Origin of the sequence: Streptomyces sp. NBC_00080, assembly GCF_045041255.1 — a bacterium.
GTDB lineage: Bacteria > Actinomycetota > Actinomycetes > Streptomycetales > Streptomycetaceae > Streptomyces > Streptomyces coriariae.
In genome coordinates this window covers 2,715,518-2,731,998 of the sequence record NZ_CP108235.1, presented here as the reverse complement: position 1 = coordinate 2,731,998, position 16,481 = coordinate 2,715,518, and the positions used below count along the sequence as shown (strand labels likewise).

At 65.0% G+C, this 16,481-nt stretch carries 10 protein-coding genes, 1 tRNA gene and 3 rRNA genes; 12 read left to right on the top strand and 2 right to left on the bottom strand.

Annotation, left to right across the window (positions count from 1 at the left end):
- The first annotated feature begins 144 nt into the window (after positions 1-144).
- Genes OHU34_RS11865 through OHU34_RS11850 form a run of 4 tightly spaced genes read left to right on the top strand, consistent with a single transcriptional unit; the run spans position 145 to position 5,002 of the window.
- Positions 145-2,364 (top strand): polyribonucleotide nucleotidyltransferase, encoded by a 2,220-nt coding sequence (locus OHU34_RS11865; protein WP_142266462.1) that lies wholly within the window; start codon positions 145-147, stop codon positions 2,362-2,364.
- Positions 2,361-3,740, top strand: a complete 1,380-nt coding sequence (locus OHU34_RS11860; protein WP_230194495.1) for a pitrilysin family protein — start codon at positions 2,361-2,363, stop codon at positions 3,738-3,740. Before OHU34_RS11865 ends, OHU34_RS11860 begins: the two co-directional genes overlap by 4 nt.
- A gap of 46 nt (positions 3,741-3,786) precedes the next feature.
- Positions 3,787-4,539 carry a 4-hydroxy-tetrahydrodipicolinate reductase gene (dapB, locus tag OHU34_RS11855; protein WP_142266464.1) on the top strand — a complete coding sequence of 251 codons (753 nt, stop codon included), beginning with the start codon at positions 3,787-3,789 and terminating at the stop codon, positions 4,537-4,539.
- Between the two features lie 7 nt (positions 4,540-4,546).
- Positions 4,547-5,002: a hypothetical protein gene (locus OHU34_RS11850; RefSeq protein ID WP_020128571.1), complete on the top strand. Its 456-nt coding sequence runs from the start codon at positions 4,547-4,549 to the stop codon at positions 5,000-5,002.
- Positions 5,003-5,087: 85 nt separating this feature from the next.
- On the opposite strand, the gene OHU34_RS11845 is transcribed toward OHU34_RS11850, so the two are convergent.
- The gene (locus OHU34_RS11845) at positions 5,088-5,639 is read right to left on the bottom strand and encodes a hypothetical protein (protein ID WP_142266465.1); all 552 of its coding nucleotides are present in this window, start codon (positions 5,637-5,639) and stop codon (positions 5,088-5,090) included.
- Between the two features lie 89 nt (positions 5,640-5,728).
- Positions 5,729-5,965 (bottom strand): hypothetical protein, encoded by a 237-nt coding sequence (locus OHU34_RS11840; RefSeq protein ID WP_230194494.1) that lies wholly within the window; start codon positions 5,963-5,965, stop codon positions 5,729-5,731.
- Between the two features lie 186 nt (positions 5,966-6,151).
- Here OHU34_RS11840 and thyX point away from each other — a divergent pair, with 186 nt between their 5' ends.
- The 8 genes from thyX to OHU34_RS11800 all read left to right on the top strand — a co-directional run bounded on the left by thyX (position 6,152) and on the right by OHU34_RS11800 (position 16,463).
- On the top strand, positions 6,152-6,892 hold the full coding sequence (gene thyX / locus OHU34_RS11835; protein ID WP_020128568.1) for an FAD-dependent thymidylate synthase: 741 nt from the start codon (positions 6,152-6,154) through the stop codon (positions 6,890-6,892).
- Between the two features lie 228 nt (positions 6,893-7,120).
- Complete coding sequence (dapA, locus tag OHU34_RS11830; protein WP_142266467.1) at positions 7,121-8,020, top strand: 4-hydroxy-tetrahydrodipicolinate synthase; 900 nt, start codon at positions 7,121-7,123, stop codon at positions 8,018-8,020.
- A gap of 127 nt (positions 8,021-8,147) precedes the next feature.
- A complete protein-coding gene (locus OHU34_RS11825; protein ID WP_054239624.1) occupies positions 8,148-9,833 on the top strand; it encodes a ribonuclease J in 1,686 nt (561 codons plus the stop codon).
- A 522-nt stretch (positions 9,834-10,355) separates the two neighbouring features.
- Positions 10,356-11,881: ribosomal RNA gene (locus OHU34_RS11820) — 16S ribosomal RNA — on the top strand.
- 324 nt (positions 11,882-12,205) lie between these two features.
- Positions 12,206-15,328, top strand: a 23S ribosomal RNA gene (locus tag OHU34_RS11815).
- A 90-nt stretch (positions 15,329-15,418) separates the two neighbouring features.
- Positions 15,419-15,535: ribosomal RNA gene (gene rrf / locus OHU34_RS11810) — 5S ribosomal RNA — on the top strand.
- Together the 16S, 23S and 5S rRNA genes form the textbook arrangement of a ribosomal RNA operon.
- A gap of 114 nt (positions 15,536-15,649) precedes the next feature.
- Positions 15,650-16,312, top strand: a complete 663-nt coding sequence (locus OHU34_RS11805; RefSeq protein ID WP_142268094.1) for a DegT/DnrJ/EryC1/StrS family aminotransferase — start codon at positions 15,650-15,652, stop codon at positions 16,310-16,312.
- A 75-nt stretch (positions 16,313-16,387) separates the two neighbouring features.
- Positions 16,388-16,463 (top strand) — tRNA-Thr (locus tag OHU34_RS11800).
- Positions 16,464-16,481: the final 18 nt, after the last annotated feature.

Genomic DNA, 16,481 nt, shown 5'->3' with positions numbered 1-16,481 from the left:
CCGGTCCTCGGTAGTGGCCCCCGGGAGAGAGAACCCCGGGTGCTTCGATCGAAGACCGGCCCGCACCGAGCGTTTCTCCGCAGCCGTCCCCCTGCCACACGGGCAGCGAGGGACGAAAGACGACAAGTAACGGAGAAAATGCTAGTGGAGAACGAGACCCACTACGCCGAGGCCGTCATTGACAACGGCACCTTCGGCACCCGCACCATCCGCTTCGAGACGGGCCGCCTGGCCAAGCAGGCCGCCGGCTCCGCCGTGGCGTACCTGGACGACGACACCATGGTGCTGTCGGCCACCACCGCCTCCAAGAACCCCAAGGACCAGCTCGACTTCTTCCCCCTCACGGTGGACGTCGAGGAGCGGATGTACGCCGCCGGCAAGATCCCCGGCAGCTTCTTCCGTCGTGAGGGCCGCCCCTCCGAGGACGCCATCCTCACCTGCCGGCTGATCGACCGCCCGCTGCGCCCGTCCTTCAAGAAGGGCCTGCGCAACGAGATCCAGGTCGTCGCCACGATCATGGCGCTCAACCCCGACCACCTGTACGACGTCGTGGCGATCAACGCCGCCTCCGCGTCCACGCAGCTGGCCGGTCTGCCCTTCTCCGGCCCGATCGGCGGCGTCCGCGTCGCGCTGATCAACGGCCAGTGGGTCGCGTTCCCGACGCACACCGAGCTCGAGGACGCCGTCTTCGACATGGTCGTCGCCGGTCGCGTCCTGGAGGACGGCGACGTCGCGATCATGATGGTCGAGGCCGAGGCCACCGAGAAGACCATCCAGCTCGTCGCGGGCGGCGCCGAGGCGCCGACCGAGGAGGTCGTCGCCTCCGGTCTGGACGCCGCGAAGCCCTTCATCAAGGTGCTCTGCAAGGCCCAGGCCGACCTCGCCGCCAAGGCCGCGAAGCCGACCGGCGAGTTCCCGGTCTTCCTCGAGTACCAGGACGACATCCTGGAGGCGCTGTCCGCCGCCGTCCGCCCGGAGCTCACCTCCGCGCTGACCATCGCGGGCAAGCAGGACCGCGAGGCCGAGCTGGACCGCGTCAAGGCGCTCGCCGCCGAGAAGCTCCTGCCGGAGTTCGAGGGTCGCGAGAAGGAGATCTCCGCCGCGTACCGCTCGCTCACCAAGCAGCTGGTCCGCGAGCGCGTGATCAAGGAGAAGAAGCGCATCGACGGCCGCGGCGTCACGGACATCCGTACGCTCGCCGCCGAGGTCGAGGCCATCCCGCGCGTGCACGGTTCGGCGCTGTTCGAGCGTGGCGAGACCCAGATCCTGGGCGTCACCACCCTGAACATGCTCCGGATGGAGCAGCAGCTGGACACCCTCTCCCCGGTGACCCGCAAGCGCTACATGCACAACTACAACTTCCCGCCGTACTCCGTCGGCGAGACCGGCCGCGTCGGCTCCCCGAAGCGCCGCGAGATCGGCCACGGCGCCCTCGCCGAGCGCGCCATCGTGCCGGTCCTGCCGACGCGCGAGGAGTTCCCCTACGCGATCCGTCAGGTGTCCGAGGCCCTCGGCTCCAACGGCTCGACGTCCATGGGCTCGGTCTGCGCCTCCACCATGTCGCTGCTGAACGCCGGTGTGCCCCTCAAGGCCCCCGTCGCCGGTATCGCCATGGGCCTGATCTCCCAGGAGATCAACGGCGAGACGCACTACGTCGCCCTCACCGACATCCTCGGTGCGGAGGACGCCTTCGGCGACATGGACTTCAAGGTCGCCGGCACCAAGGAGTTCGTCACCGCCCTCCAGCTCGACACCAAGCTGGACGGCATCCCGGCCTCCGTCCTGGCCGCGGCCCTCAAGCAGGCCCGCGACGCCCGCCTCCACATCCTCGACGTGATGATGGAAGCGATCGACACGCCGGACGAGATGTCCCCGAACGCCCCGCGGATCATCACCGTCAAGATCCCCGTGGACAAGATCGGTGAGGTCATCGGCCCGAAGGGCAAGATGATCAACCAGATCCAGGAGGACACCGGCGCCGAGATCACGATCGAGGACGACGGCACCATCTACATCGGTGCCCAGGTCGGCTCGCAGGCCGAGGCCGCCCGCGCCACGATCAACGGCATCGCCAACCCGACCATGCCGGAGGTCGGCGAGCGCTACCTGGGTACGGTCGTCAAGACCACCACCTTCGGTGCGTTCGTGTCGCTGCTCCCGGGCAAGGACGGTCTGCTGCACATCTCGCAGATCCGCAAGCTCGCCGGCGGCAAGCGCGTGGAGAACGTCGAGGACGTGCTCGGTGTGGGCTCCAAGGTCCAGGTCGAGATCGCCGAGATCGACTCCCGCGGCAAGCTCTCCCTGATCCCCGTGATCGAGGGCGAGGAAGCTGATGAGGACACGAAGGACGACACCGACAAGTGACGTCGAGTAACTCACAGGCGACGGCCCGCACCTCTTCGGAGGCGCGGGCCGTCGCCCGTACCCAAACCCTGATCAAGGGCACGGCCGGCATCGGTGTCGTCCGCAAGACCACCCTTCCGGGCGGCCTGCGGATCGTCACCGAGACCCTCCCCTCGGTCCGCTCCGCCACCTTCGGCATCTGGGCGCACGTCGGCTCCCGCGACGAGACGCCGTCCCTGAACGGCGCCACGCACTACCTGGAGCACCTCCTCTTCAAGGGGACGAACCGCAGGTCCGCGCTGGACATCTCCTCCGCGATAGACGCCGTCGGCGGCGAGATGAACGCGTTCACGGCGAAGGAGTACACGTGCTACTACGCGCGCGTGCTCGACGCCGACCTGCCGCTCGCCATCGACGTCGTCTGCGACATGCTCACGGGCTCCCTCATCCGCGAGGAGGACGTCAACGTCGAGCGCGGCGCGATCCTCGAGGAGATCGCGATGACCGAGGACGATCCCGGCGACTGCGTGCACGACCTGTTCGCGCACACGATGTTCGGCGACAACGCCCTCGGCCGCCCGGTCCTCGGCACCGTCGACACGGTCAACGCCCTCACCGCCGACCGCATCCGCCGCTTCTACAAGAAGCACTACGACCCGACCCACCTCGTGGTCGCGGCCGCCGGCAACATCGACCACAACAAGGTCGTACGCCAGGTCCGCGCGGCCTTCGAGAAGGCGGGCGCCTTCAAGAACCCGGACGCCACGCCCATCGCCCCGCGCGACGGCCTGCGCGCGATCCGCTCGGCCGGCCGCGTCGAGCTGATCGGCCGCAAGACGGAACAGGCGCATGTCGTCCTCGGCATGCCGGGTCTGGCCCGTACGGACGACCGGCGCTGGGCGCTCGGGGTGCTGAACACGGCCCTCGGCGGCGGCATGTCCTCCCGCCTCTTCCAGGAGGTCCGCGAGAAGCGCGGCCTGGCCTACAGCGTGTACTCGTACACCTCCGGCTTCGCCGACTGCGGCCTCTTCGGCGTGTACGCGGGCTGCCGCCCGAGCCAGGTGCACGACGTGCTGAAGATCTGCCGGGACGAACTCGACCAGGTCGCCGAGCAGGGTCTGTCCGACGAGGAGATCGTCCGCGCCATCGGCCAGCTGAGGGGCTCCACGGTCCTCGGCCTGGAGGACACCGGCGCGCTCATGAACCGCATCGGCAAGAGCGAGCTGTGCTGGGGCGAGCAGATGTCGGTCGACGACATGCTGAGCCGGATAGCGGCCGTGACCCCGGACGAGGTCCGGTCGGTGGCCCGCGACATCCTGGGACGGCGCCCGTCGCTGTCGGTCATCGGCCCGCTCAAGGACAAACAGGCCGCCCGGCTGCACGACGCGGTCGCCTGACCCTCTTCGACAGGCCTTCGGCAACTTCGGTAAGGAAGCACAACAGATGAGCAAGCTGCGCGTGGCGGTCCTCGGCGCCAAGGGCCGGATCGGTTCCGAGGCGGTACGGGCGGTCGAGGCCGCCGAGGACATGGAGCTGGTGGCCGCCCTCGGCCGCGGCGACAAGCTCGAGACGCTGACCGAGAACGGCGCCCAGGTCGTGGTCGAACTGACCACGCCCGCCTCGGTCATGGACAACCTCGACTACTGCGTGGGGCACGGCATCCACGCAGTGGTCGGCACCACCGGCTGGACCGAGGAGCGCCTCGCGCACCTGACGGACCGGCTGGCCGAGTCTCCGGGGACGGGCGTGCTCATCGCGCCCAACTTCTCCATCGGAGCCGTCCTGACCATGAAGTTCGCGCAGATCGCCGCGCCGTACTTCGAGTCCGTCGAGGTCGTCGAACTGCACCACCCCAACAAGGTGGACGCGCCCTCCGGCACCGCCACGCGCACCGCCCAGCTCATCGCCGAGGCCCGTCGCGAGGCGGGCACGGCCCCGGCGCCGGACGCCACGGAGACGGGCCTGGACGGGGCGCGCGGCGCGAACGTCGACGGCATCCCGGTGCACGCCGTCCGGCTGCGCGGGCTGCTGGCCCACCAGGAGGTGCTGCTGGGCGGCGAGGGCGAGACCCTCACGGTCCGCCACGACTCGCTGCACCACAGCAGCTTCATGCCGGGCATCCTGCTGGGCGCCCGCCGGGTGGTGTCGACTCCGGGCCTCACCTTCGGCCTGGAAAACTTCCTCGATCTCGGCTGAGGCTGACATGCGCGCCAAGCTCTCCTACGCCGTCACGGCCGCCGTCCTGGTCTTCTACTTCGCCCTGGTCGGCAGCCGCGGCGTCATGCTCATCCAGGCCGGCACACTCCTGACCGTCACCTTCGGGGTGGCGGTGCTGATCCTGCCGGTCATCGGCGTCTGGTTCCTGTGGAAGAACACCCAGTTCGTCCGCCGGGCCAACGCCCTCGCCGCCGAACTCGACGCCGAGGGCGGACTGCCCGTCGACGAACTGAAGCGCACCGCGAGCGGCCGCGTCGACCGCGACTCCGCCGACGAGGTGTTCGACCGGCGCAAGGCCGAGACCGAGGCGGCCCCCGACGACTGGCGCACCTGGTTCCGCCTCGCCGTCGCCTACCACGACGCCCGGGACACGCCGCGGGCCCGCAAGGCGATGCAACGCGCGATCAGCCTGCACGACGGCAAGCCGGTGCAGACCGTCTGAGTCGTACGACGAAGGGGCCGGCCCGCACCTGTGGCGGACCGGCCCCTTCGACGTACGGCCGGATGTCGGATCGGCGTCCGGGGGATCAGCCGCGCCGGTTCTCCGCGGCCCACGCCTCGATCGCGTCCGCCGCCCGGTCGAACGCCTCGGCACGCGCCAGGAAGTCCGCGCCGTGCGTGGTCAGCATCTGTGTGGCCTCCTCGGGGCGGTCCCGCCGTCCCATGATCAGGGCCTGCCCCTGGACGGTCCGCGGCAGCCCCAGCCAGCGCACCGGCTGCTGCACGGTCCGCACCGCCACGACCCGCTCCCAGGGCAGTGTGCGGGTGAGGAGGAACCGCACGTGCCGCAGCCCGCGGTCGCTGACCCACACCCCCATACGCAGCAATCGCAGGGCAGCGGCGATCACGAGCAGGGAAAACCCGAAGACCGCGCCGGCCTCGGACATCGACCCGGTCAGCGCGATGATGACGGCCGCGAACAGCACGTACGAGGCGAGCAGCAGCGCCAACGCGGCCACCCCGACCCGCCAGGGTCCGGGCCGGTAGGGGCGCCGCCAGCGCTCACGGTCCTCGAAGGGCAGCGCGACGTCGTCCGCCGCCTCGAATGCGCGGTCGGCCGTCAGGAAGGGCAGGGGCACGGCTGGTCCTCACTCGTCCATGCGTGGGCTGTGCCCGGTGAGGTTATCCGTCTGTGTCCCGGCTCACCACCATCGGGGGCCGGATGGCGTCAGCGTCCCTGGGACGCCTGCGACTGCTGTGACTGCGCCGAGTGGTCCAGGCTCAGCGCCGGCATCCCGATGACCAGGGAGCCCACCAGCGCGGCCACGATGGTGAGCCCCAACAGCCACCGGCCGGCTATCTGACCGGCGGAGGACCGCTCGGAGGGCGGGGGAGCGACATTGCTACGGAACCGGTCGGCCTCGGCGAGGAAGGCGAAGGGGACGGGCTCGCGCCGGCGGAACATGATGGGTACTTCCTCCTGGGCTTTCGATCGGGCACTTCACTGATACAGACGAGCGGGTGCCCGAAAACGTGCCCCATATCGGCAGACGTCCCGCACGAATCCGACGGCACGCCCGTGGCCGACCGGCTCGGCGGCCCCCGTAGAGTTGGCGCCGCTCCGAAGACGCGATGGAAGGACCCCCGCACAGTGACCGACAGCCCCGCCGACGACCTCAAGCCCGGCTTCCGCAGCGACGTCACCGTCGAGCTGGTCAAGCACACCGCGTCCGACGCCGACGTGCTCTTCGCCGCCCGCGTCTCGACCGCCGGCGAGCAGTCCCTGGACGAGCTGGGCAAGGACCCGGAGCGCTCCAAGGGCCTGATCAACTACCTGATGCGGGACCGGCACGGCAGCCCCTTCGAGCACAACTCGATGACGTTCTTCATCAGTGCCCCGATCTTCGTCTTCCGCGAGTTCATGCGTCACCGCGTGGGCTGGTCGTACAACGAGGAGTCCGGCCGCTACCGGGAGCTCCAGCCCGTCTTCTACGTCCCCGGCGAGTCCCGCAAACTCGTTCAGCAGGGTCGTCCCGGCAAGTACGTCTTCGCCGAGGGCACGCAGGCCCAGCAGGAGCTCGTCGGCCGCACCATGGAGGACTCCTACCGCCGGTCCTACGAGGCCTATCAGGAGATGCTCGCCGCGGGCGTCGCCCGCGAGGTCGCCCGCGCGGTCCTGCCGGTCGGCCTGTTCTCCTCGATGTACGCCACCTGCAACGCCCGCTCGCTGATGCACTTCCTCGGCCTGCGCACCCAGCACGAGCTGGCGAAGGTCCCGTCCTTCCCGCAGCGGGAGATCGAGATGGTGGGCGAGAAGATGGAGGCCGAGTGGGCAGGGCTCATGCCCCTCACGTACGCGGCCTTCAACGCCAACGGCCGAGTGGCGCCCTGACGGACGCGACGTAGGCGAGCGCCGGAGACGAGCCGACGGAGACGTATGTACGGATCATCCGTGCGAAGTGTCCGTATTGCGGCATTTAGAGAAGTTCATCTAGCCTGATCAAACGGACCCGGCACTGCTTGAACCCCCGAGCAGGCAGTGCCGGGTTCCATCTTTGTCATGACTTTCCGAACCCCCCGCGGGCAGACCCCACGGTGAGCAACGAGTAGCGTGTCACCCATGGCTCCGACCTCCACTCCGCAGACCCCCTTCGGGCGGGTCCTCACCGCCATGGTCACGCCCTTCACGGCGGACGGCGCACTCGACCTCGACGGCGCACAGCGGCTCGCCACCCACCTGGTGGACGCAGGCAACGACGGCCTGATCGTCAACGGCACCACCGGCGAGTCCCCCACCACCAGTGACGCGGAGAAATCGGACCTGGTACGAGCCGTCCTGGAGGCCGTCGGAGACCGTGCCCACGTCGTCGCCGGCGTCGGCACCAACGACACCCACCACAGTGTCGAGCTCGCCCGCGCGGCCGAGACGGCCGGCGCACACGGCCTCCTGGTCGTCACCCCGTACTACAACAAGCCCCCTCAGGAGGGCCTCTACCGGCACTTCACGGCCGTCGCCGACGCCGCCGGGCTGCCGGTCATGCTCTACGACATCCCCGGCCGCAGCGGTGTCCCGATCAGCACCGAGACGCTGGTCCGCCTCGCCGCGCACCCCCGGATCGTCGCCAACAAGGACGCCAAGGGCGACCTGGGCCGCGCGAGCTGGGCCATCGCGCGCTCCGGGCTGGCCTGGTACTCCGGTGACGACATGCTGAACCTGCCGCTGCTCTCCGTGGGCGCGGTCGGCTTCGTCTCCGTCGTCGGCCACGTGGTCACCCCGGACCTGCGCGCCCTCGTCGAGGCGTTCACCGCCGGAGACGTCCAGAAGGCGACCGAGATCCACCAGAAACTGCTCCCGGTCTACACGGGCATGTTCCGTACCCAGGGCGTGATGACCACCAAGGCTGCCCTCACCCTGCTGGGCCTGCCCGCCGGCCCGCTGCGCTCACCCATGGTCGAGTGCTCGCCCGAAGAGATCGAACAGCTCAAGATCGATCTTGCGGCGGGCGGGGTACAGCTCTGACAACAGACTTCACAACTGAATAGCAGGCCACCGGTGCCTGCAATCCACAACGACAACTGCTATTGCACGAACGTCATGCGCGCCACGTGCCCACCGGTACGTGGCGTGTGTGGTTGAGGAGAGTCTTTTGAGTCATCCGCATCCCGAACTTGCCCCGCCCCCGCCGCTCCCGGCGGGCGGCCTCAGGGTCACCCCGCTCGGCGGCCTCGGCGAAATCGGCCGGAACATGACGGTCTTCGAATTCGGCGGCCGTCTGCTGATCGTCGACTGCGGCGTGCTCTTCCCCGAGGAGGAGCAGCCCGGCATCGACCTGATCCTGCCGGACTTCACGTCCATCCGGGACCGCCTCGACGACATCGAGGGCATCGTCCTCACCCATGGTCACGAGGACCACATCGGTGCCGTCCCCTACCTCCTTCGGGAGAAGCCGGACATCCCGCTGATCGGCTCCAAGCTGACCCTCGCCTTCATCGAGGCCAAGCTCCAGGAGCACCGGATCCGCCCGTACACCCTCGAGGTGGCGGAGGGACACCGTGAGCGCATCGGCCCCTTCGACTGCGAGTTCATCGCCGTCAACCACTCGATCCCGGACGCCCTAGCCGTCGCCATCCGCACGCCCGCGGGCATGGTGGTCCACACGGGCGACTTCAAGATGGACCAGCTCCCGCTGGACGGCCGTCTCACGGATCTGCACGCGTTCGCACGTCTGAGCGAGGAAGGCATCGACCTCCTTCTCTCCGACTCCACGAACGCCGAGGTCCCCGGTTTCGTGGCGCCCGAGCGGGACATCTCCAACGTCCTGCGCACGGTCTTCGCGAACGCCCGCAAGCGGATCATCGTGGCCAGCTTCGCCAGCCACATCCACCGCATCCAGCAGATCCTGGACACGGCGCACGAGTACGGCCGCAGGGTCGCCTTCGTGGGCCGCTCGATGGTCCGCAACATGGGTATCGCCCGCGACCTGGGTTACCTGAAGGTCCCACCGGGCCTCGTGGTGGACGTCAAGACGCTCGACGACCTGCCCGACCACGAGGTGGTCCTGGTCTGCACGGGCTCCCAGGGCGAGCCGATGGCGGCCCTGTCCCGCATGGCCAACCGCGACCACCAGATCCGCATCGTCCCCGGCGACACGGTGATCCTGGCGTCCTCGCTCATCCCCGGCAACGAGAACGCGGTCTACCGCGTGATCAACGGCCTGACCCGCTGGGGCGCGCACGTCGTGCACAAGGGCAACGCCAAGGTGCACGTCTCGGGCCACGCGTCCGCGGGCGAGCTCCTGTACTTCTACAACATCTGCCGCCCGAAGAACCTGATGCCGGTCCACGGCGAATGGCGGCACCTGCGTGCCAACGCCGAGCTGGGCGCCATGACGGGCGTCCCGCACGACCGCATCGTGATCGCCGAGGACGGCGTGGTCGTCGACCTCGTCGAGGGCAAGGCGAAGATCTCCGGCAAGGTCCAGGCGGGTTACGTCTACGTCGACGGCCTCTCGGTCGGCGACGTGGGCGAGCCGGCCCTCAAGGACCGGAAGATCCTGGGCGACGAGGGCATCATCTCGGTGTTCGTCGTCGTGGACTCTTCCACCGGCAAGATCACCGGCGGCCCGCACATCCAGGCCCGCGGTTCGGGTATCGACGACTCGGCCTTCTCGGCCGTCACCCCGAAGATCGCCGAGGTCCTGGAACGCTCCGCCCAGGACGGTGTGGTCGAGCCCCACCAGCTCCAGCAGCTCATCCGCCGCACGCTGGGCAAGTGGGTCTCCGACACCTATCGCCGCAGGCCGATGATCCTCCCGGTCGTGGTCGAGGTCTGAGCGACGTACGGCTCCCCGTACGCGTGAACCCGGAGCGGGGCTCCTCGATTTGCATCGAGGAGCCCCGCTCCAGTACGTTTACGGCTCCGCCTGAACGGGAACCCGGTACACCTCGTGCCCCGGATCCACTCCCGGGAGGGGCCGGGAAAACCGACTCAGAACTTCTGATAAAGTCGGAACCGCCGGAAAGGAAACCGCGAAACAAAAGCGGGAGCCTGGAAAGCACCGAGGAAATCGGGTCGAGAAAAGATCTGATAGAGTCGGAAACGCAAGACCGAAGGGAAGCGCCCGGAGGAAAGCCTGAGAGAGTCTCTCGGGTGAGTACAAAGGAAGCGTCCGTTCCTTGAGAACTCAACAGCGTGCCAAAAATCAACGCCAGATATGTTGATACCCCGTCCCCGGCAGTGATAGCCGAGGATGAGGTTCCTTTGAAACAAAACACAGCGAGGACGCTGTGAACGGCCGGGCTTATTCCGCCTGGCTGTTCCGCTCTCGTGGTGTCGACCGGATTACCGGTAAACATTCACGGAGAGTTTGATCCTGGCTCAGGACGAACGCTGGCGGCGTGCTTAACACATGCAAGTCGAACGATGAACCACTTCGGTGGGGATTAGTGGCGAACGGGTGAGTAACACGTGGGCAATCTGCCCTTCACTCTGGGACAAGCCCTGGAAACGGGGTCTAATACCGGATAATACTTCCACTCGCATGGGTGGGGGTTAAAAGCTCCGGCGGTGAAGGATGAGCCCGCGGCCTATCAGCTTGTTGGTGAGGTAATGGCTCACCAAGGCGACGACGGGTAGCCGGCCTGAGAGGGCGACCGGCCACACTGGGACTGAGACACGGCCCAGACTCCTACGGGAGGCAGCAGTGGGGAATATTGCACAATGGGCGAAAGCCTGATGCAGCGACGCCGCGTGAGGGATGACGGCCTTCGGGTTGTAAACCTCTTTCAGCAGGGAAGAAGCGAAAGTGACGGTACCTGCAGAAGAAGCGCCGGCTAACTACGTGCCAGCAGCCGCGGTAATACGTAGGGCGCAAGCGTTGTCCGGAATTATTGGGCGTAAAGAGCTCGTAGGCGGTCTGTCGCGTCGGATGTGAAAGCCCGGGGCTTAACCCCGGGTCTGCATTCGATACGGGCAGACTAGAGTGTGGTAGGGGAGATCGGAATTCCTGGTGTAGCGGTGAAATGCGCAGATATCAGGAGGAACACCGGTGGCGAAGGCGGATCTCTGGGCCATTACTGACGCTGAGGAGCGAAAGCGTGGGGAGCGAACAGGATTAGATACCCTGGTAGTCCACGCCGTAAACGGTGGGAACTAGGTGTTGGCGACATTCCACGTCGTCGGTGCCGCAGCTAACGCATTAAGTTCCCCGCCTGGGGAGTACGGCCGCAAGGCTAAAACTCAAAGGAATTGACGGGGGCCCGCACAAGCAGCGGAGCATGTGGCTTAATTCGACGCAACGCGAAGAACCTTACCAAGGCTTGACATACACCGGAAACGTCTGGAGACAGGCGCCCCCTTGTGGTCGGTGTACAGGTGGTGCATGGCTGTCGTCAGCTCGTGTCGTGAGATGTTGGGTTAAGTCCCGCAACGAGCGCAACCCTTGTTCTGTGTTGCCAGCATGCCCTTCGGGGTGATGGGGACTCACAGGAGACTGCCGGGGTCAACTCGGAGGAAGGTGGGGACGACGTCAAGTCATCATGCCCCTTATGTCTTGGGCTGCACACGTGCTACAATGGCCGGTACAAAGAGCTGCGAAACCGTGAGGTGGAGCGAATCTCAAAAAGCCGGTCTCAGTTCGGATTGGGGTCTGCAACTCGACCCCATGAAGTCGGAGTTGCTAGTAATCGCAGATCAGCATTGCTGCGGTGAATACGTTCCCGGGCCTTGTACACACCGCCCGTCACGTCACGAAAGTCGGTAACACCCGAAGCCGGTGGCCCAACCCCTTGTGGGAGGGAGCTGTCGAAGGTGGGACTGGCGATTGGGACGAAGTCGTAACAAGGTAGCCGTACCGGAAGGTGCGGCTGGATCACCTCCTTTCTAAGGAGCACTTCTAAGCCTGTCCCTTCGGGGGCCGGTTCAGAGGCCAGTACATCGGCGTACGTCCGATGCTGGTTGCTCATGGGTGGAACGTTGATTATTCGGTCCGGTTCACGGGTCGGAGGCTGCGAGTACTGTCCGCAAGGGCGTGGAAAGCATGATCTCCGGACGGAACCGGGTCGGGCACGCTGTTGGGTATCTGAGGGTGCGAGCGTTTGCTCGTCCTTCTGATGCCGGCCCCAGTGCACTCGGATCCGTTAAGGGTTCGGGGTGATGGGTGGCTGGTCGTTGTTTGAGAACTGCACAGTGGACGCGAGCATCTGTGGCCAAGTTTTTAAGGGCGCACGGTGGATGCCTTGGCACCAGGAACCGATGAAGGACGTGGGAGGCCACGATAGTCCCCGGGGAGTCGTCAACCAGGCTTTGATCCGGGGGTTTCCGAATGGGGAAACCCGGCAGTCGTCATGGGCTGTCACCCGCTGCTGAACACATAGGCAGTGTGGAGGGAACGCGGGGAAGTGAAACATCTCAGTACCCGCAGGAAGAGAAAACAACCGTGATTCCGGGAGTAGTGGCGAGCGAAACCGGATGAGGCCAAACCGTATACGTGTGAGACCCGGCAGGGGTTGCGTGTACGGGGTTGTGGGATCTCTCTTTCACAGTCTGCCGGCTGTGAGACGAGTCAGAAACCGTTGATGTAGGCGAAGGACATGCGAAAGGTCCGGCGTAGAGGGTAAGACCCCCGTAGTCGAAACGTCAACGGCTCGTTTGAGAGACACCCAAGTAGCACGGGGCCCGAGAAATCCCGTGTGAATCTGGCGGGACCACCCGCTAAGCCTAAATATTCCCTGGTGACCGATAGCGGATAGTACCGTGAGGGAATGGTGAAAAGTACCGCGGGAGCGGAGTGAAATAGTACCTGAAACCGTGTGCCTACAAGCCGTGGGAGCGTCGCGCATTGAGTTTACTCAATGCGTCGTGACTGCGTGCCTTTTGAAGAATGAGCCTGCGAGTTTGCGGTGTGTTGCGAGGTTAACCCGAGTGGGGAAGCCGTAGCGAAAGCGAGTCCGAATAGGGCGTTTCAGTAGCACGCTCAAGACCCGAAGCGGAGTGATCTAGCCATGGGCAGGTTGAAGCGGAGGTAAGACTTCGTGGAGGACCGAACCCACCAGGGTTGAAAACCTGGGGGATGACCTGTGGTTAGGGGTGAAAGGCCAATCAAACTCCGTGATAGCTGGTTCTCCCCGAAATGCATTTAGGTGCAGCGTCGTGTGTTTCTTGCCGGAGGTAGAGCACTGGATAGGCGATGGGCCCTACCGGGTTACTGACCTTAGCCAAACTCCGAATGCCGGTAAGTGAGAGCGCGGCAGTGAGACTGTGGGGGATAAGCTCCATGGTCGAGAGGGAAACAGCCCAGAGCATCGACTAAGGCCCCTAAGCGTACGCTAAGTGGGAAAGGATGTGGAGTCGCACAGACAACCAGGAGGTTGGCTTAGAAGCAGCCACCCTTGAAAGAGTGCGTAATAGCTCACTGGTCTAGTGATTCCGCGCCGACAATGTAGCGGGGCTCAAGCGTACCGCCGAAGTCGTGTCATTCATACAATAGGGCCAACGCCTGTATGGATGGGTAGGGGAGCGTCGTGTGCCGGGTGAAGCAGCCGCGGAAGCGAGTTGTGGACGGTTCACGAGTGAGAATGCAGGCATGAGTAGCGATACACACGTGAGAAACGTGTGCGCCGATTGACTAAGGGTTCCTGGGTCAAGCTGATCTGCCCAGGGTAAGTCGGGACCTAAGGCGAGGCCGACAGGCGTAGTCGATGGATAACCGGTTGATATTCCGGTACCCGCTGTGAAGCGTCAAACATCGAACCAGGCGATGCTAAGTCCGTGAAGCCGTTCCGGACCCTTCGGGGAAAGGAAAGTGGTGGAGCCGACGAACCAGACTTGCAGTAGGTGAGTGATGGGGTGACGCAGGAAGGTAGTCCATCCCGGGCGGTGGTTGTCCCGGGGTAAGGGTGTAGGACGGTGTGTAGGCAAATCCGCACGCCATATAGTCTGAGACCTGATGCCGAGCCGATTGTGGCGAAGTGGATGATCCTATGCTGTCGAGAAAAGCCTCTAGCGAGTTTCATGGCGGCCCGTACCCTAAACCGACTCAGGTGGTCAGGTAGAGAATACCGAGGCGTTCGGGTGAACTATGGTTAAGGAACTCGGCAAAATGCCCCCGTAACTTCGGGAGAAGGGGGGCCACGTCTGGTGAGAGCACTTGCTGCTCGAGCTGGGGGTGGCCGCAGAGACCAGCGAGAAGCGACTGTTTACTAAAAACACAGGTCCGTGCGAAGCCGTAAGGCGATGTATACGGACTGACGCCTGCCCGGTGCTGGAACGTTAAGGGGACCGGTTAGTCACAATTCGTTGTGGCGAAGCTGAGAACTTAAGCGCCAGTAAACGGCGGTGGTAACTATAACCATCCTAAGGTAGCGAAATTCCTTGTCGGGTAAGTTCCGACCTGCACGAATGGCGTAACGACTTCTCGACTGTCTCAACCATAGGCCCGGTGAAATTGCACTACGAGTAAAGATGCTCGTTTCGCGCAGCAGGACGGAAAGACCCCGGGACCTTTACTACAGTTTGATATTGGTGTTCGGTTCGGCTTGTGTAGGATAGGTGGGAGACTTTGAAACGTGGACGCCAGTTCACGGTGAGTCGTCGTTGAAATACCACTCTGGTCGTGCTGGATGTCTAACCTGGGTCCGTGATCCGGATCAGGGACAGTGTCTGATGGGTAGTTTAACTGGGGCGGTTGCCTCCTAAAGAGTAACGGAGGCGCCCAAAGGTTCCCTCAGCCTGGTTGGCAATCAGGTGTTGAGTGTAAGTGCACAAGGGAGCTTGACTGTGAGACCGACGGGTCGAGCAGGGACGAAAGTCGGGACTAGTGATCCGGCGGTGGCTTGTGGAAGCGCCGTCGCTCAACGGATAAAAGGTACCCCGGGGATAACAGGCTGATCTTCCCCAAGAGTCCATATCGACGGGATGGTTTGGCACCTCGATGTCGGCTCGTCGCATCCTGGGGCTGGAGTCGGTCCCAAGGGTTGGGCTGTTCGCCCATTAAAGCGGTACGCGAGCTGGGTTTAGAACGTCGTGAGACAGTTCGGTCCCTATCCGCTGCGCGCGCAGGAATATTGAGAAGGGCTGTCCCTAGTACGAGAGGACCGGGACGGACGAACCTCTGGTGTGCCAGTTGTTCTGCCAAGGGCATGGCTGGTTGGCTACGTTCGGGAGGGATAACCGCTGAAAGCATCTAAGCGGGAAGCCTGCTTCGAGATGAGTATTCCCACCCCCTTGAGGGGTTAAGGCTCCCAGTAGACGACTGGGTTGATAGGCCGGATGTGGAAGCCCAGTAATGGGTGAAGCTGACTGGTACTAATAGGCCGAGGGCTTGTCCTCAGTTGCTCGCGTCCACTGTGTTGGTTCTGAAACCACGAACAGCCCCATGCCATGGTCACGGTATGGTGCGGCTGGACAGTTTCATAGTGTTTCGGTGGTCATAGCGTGAGGGAAACGCCCGGTTACATTCCGAACCCGGAAGCTAAGCCTTACAGCGCCGATGGTACTGCAGGGGGGACCCTGTGGGAGAGTAGGACACCGCCGAACAATCATTCAAAGGGTTGGTCCCTGAACTTCGGTTCAGGGACCAACCCTTTTTTGTTTTCGGCCACTTGAAGTTCATGTTCCGCCTTCAGCATCCACGGCATGGGTACTGCTGCAATGCTCAGAGCCGCAGGCGTCGGAGTCGGTGACGAGGTCATCGTGCCGGCCTTCGGGAATGTGGAGGTCGCCGGAGCAGTCACCCTGGCGGGTGCGCTTCCGGTGTTCGCCGATGTCGATCCGGCGACGTACTGCCTGGACCCGGCTGCCGTCGGCGCGGTCGTAACTCCGCGTACCGCGGCGGTCGTTGTCGTGCACCGCTTCGGCCGGTCGGCGGATGTCGGGCGGTTGCACGGGCTGGGGCAGCGGCACGGGCTGTTGGTGTTGGAACAGGGGGAGACCGAGGCGCCGTACGACGAGATCGCGCAGCGTCGGGAGCGTGCGGCCTACCTGGACGGACGGTTGCGTGGGGTGCGGATGCCGGACGGCGGGGACGGACACACGTACCAGCAGTACGTCGTGCGCGTGCCGGGGAACGGTCGGCCCGACCGGGATGCCTTCGCGCGGGCCTTGCGGGGAAAGGGAGTCGAGTGCCGGGTGCCGGTGAAGACTCCGTTGCACCGGCTGCCCGAGTTCCGGCGGTGCGTGTCGCTGCCGGAGACCGAACTCGCGGCGGACGAGACCCTCGCGCTGCCGGTGGATGCCTCGTTGACGAAGCGGGACATGCAGCGGATCGTGTCCGCCTGCAACGCGCTCGGCGGACTGCTTCAGCCCGCCTTCTGAACGAGTTTGGGAACACCGGCCAGTTCGGGGTACGATCTGTTCTGTTGCCGCGAGGGAAACCTCGAAAAGCGACCGGCCCTCTTAGCTCAGTCGGTAGAGCGTCTCCATGGTAAGGAGAAGGTCAACGGTTCGATTCCGTTAGAGGGCTCCACAAAGAAGCCCCCGCCCT

Excerpts from the sequence above, each read along its gene's own strand:
- dapA (WP_142266467.1), top strand. The coding sequence starts at position 7,121 with ATGGCTCCGACCTCCACTCCGCAGACCCCCTTCGGGCGGGTCCTCACC.
- OHU34_RS11850 (WP_020128571.1), top strand. The coding sequence starts at position 4,547 with ATGCGCGCCAAGCTCTCCTACGCCGTCACGGCCGCCGTCCTGGTCTTC.
- dapB (WP_142266464.1), top strand. The coding sequence starts at position 3,787 with ATGAGCAAGCTGCGCGTGGCGGTCCTCGGCGCCAAGGGCCGGATCGGT.
- OHU34_RS11805 (WP_142268094.1), top strand. The coding sequence starts at position 15,650 with ATGCTCAGAGCCGCAGGCGTCGGAGTCGGTGACGAGGTCATCGTGCCG.
- OHU34_RS11840 (WP_230194494.1), bottom strand. The coding sequence starts at position 5,965 with ATGTTCCGCCGGCGCGAGCCCGTCCCCTTCGCCTTCCTCGCCGAGGCC.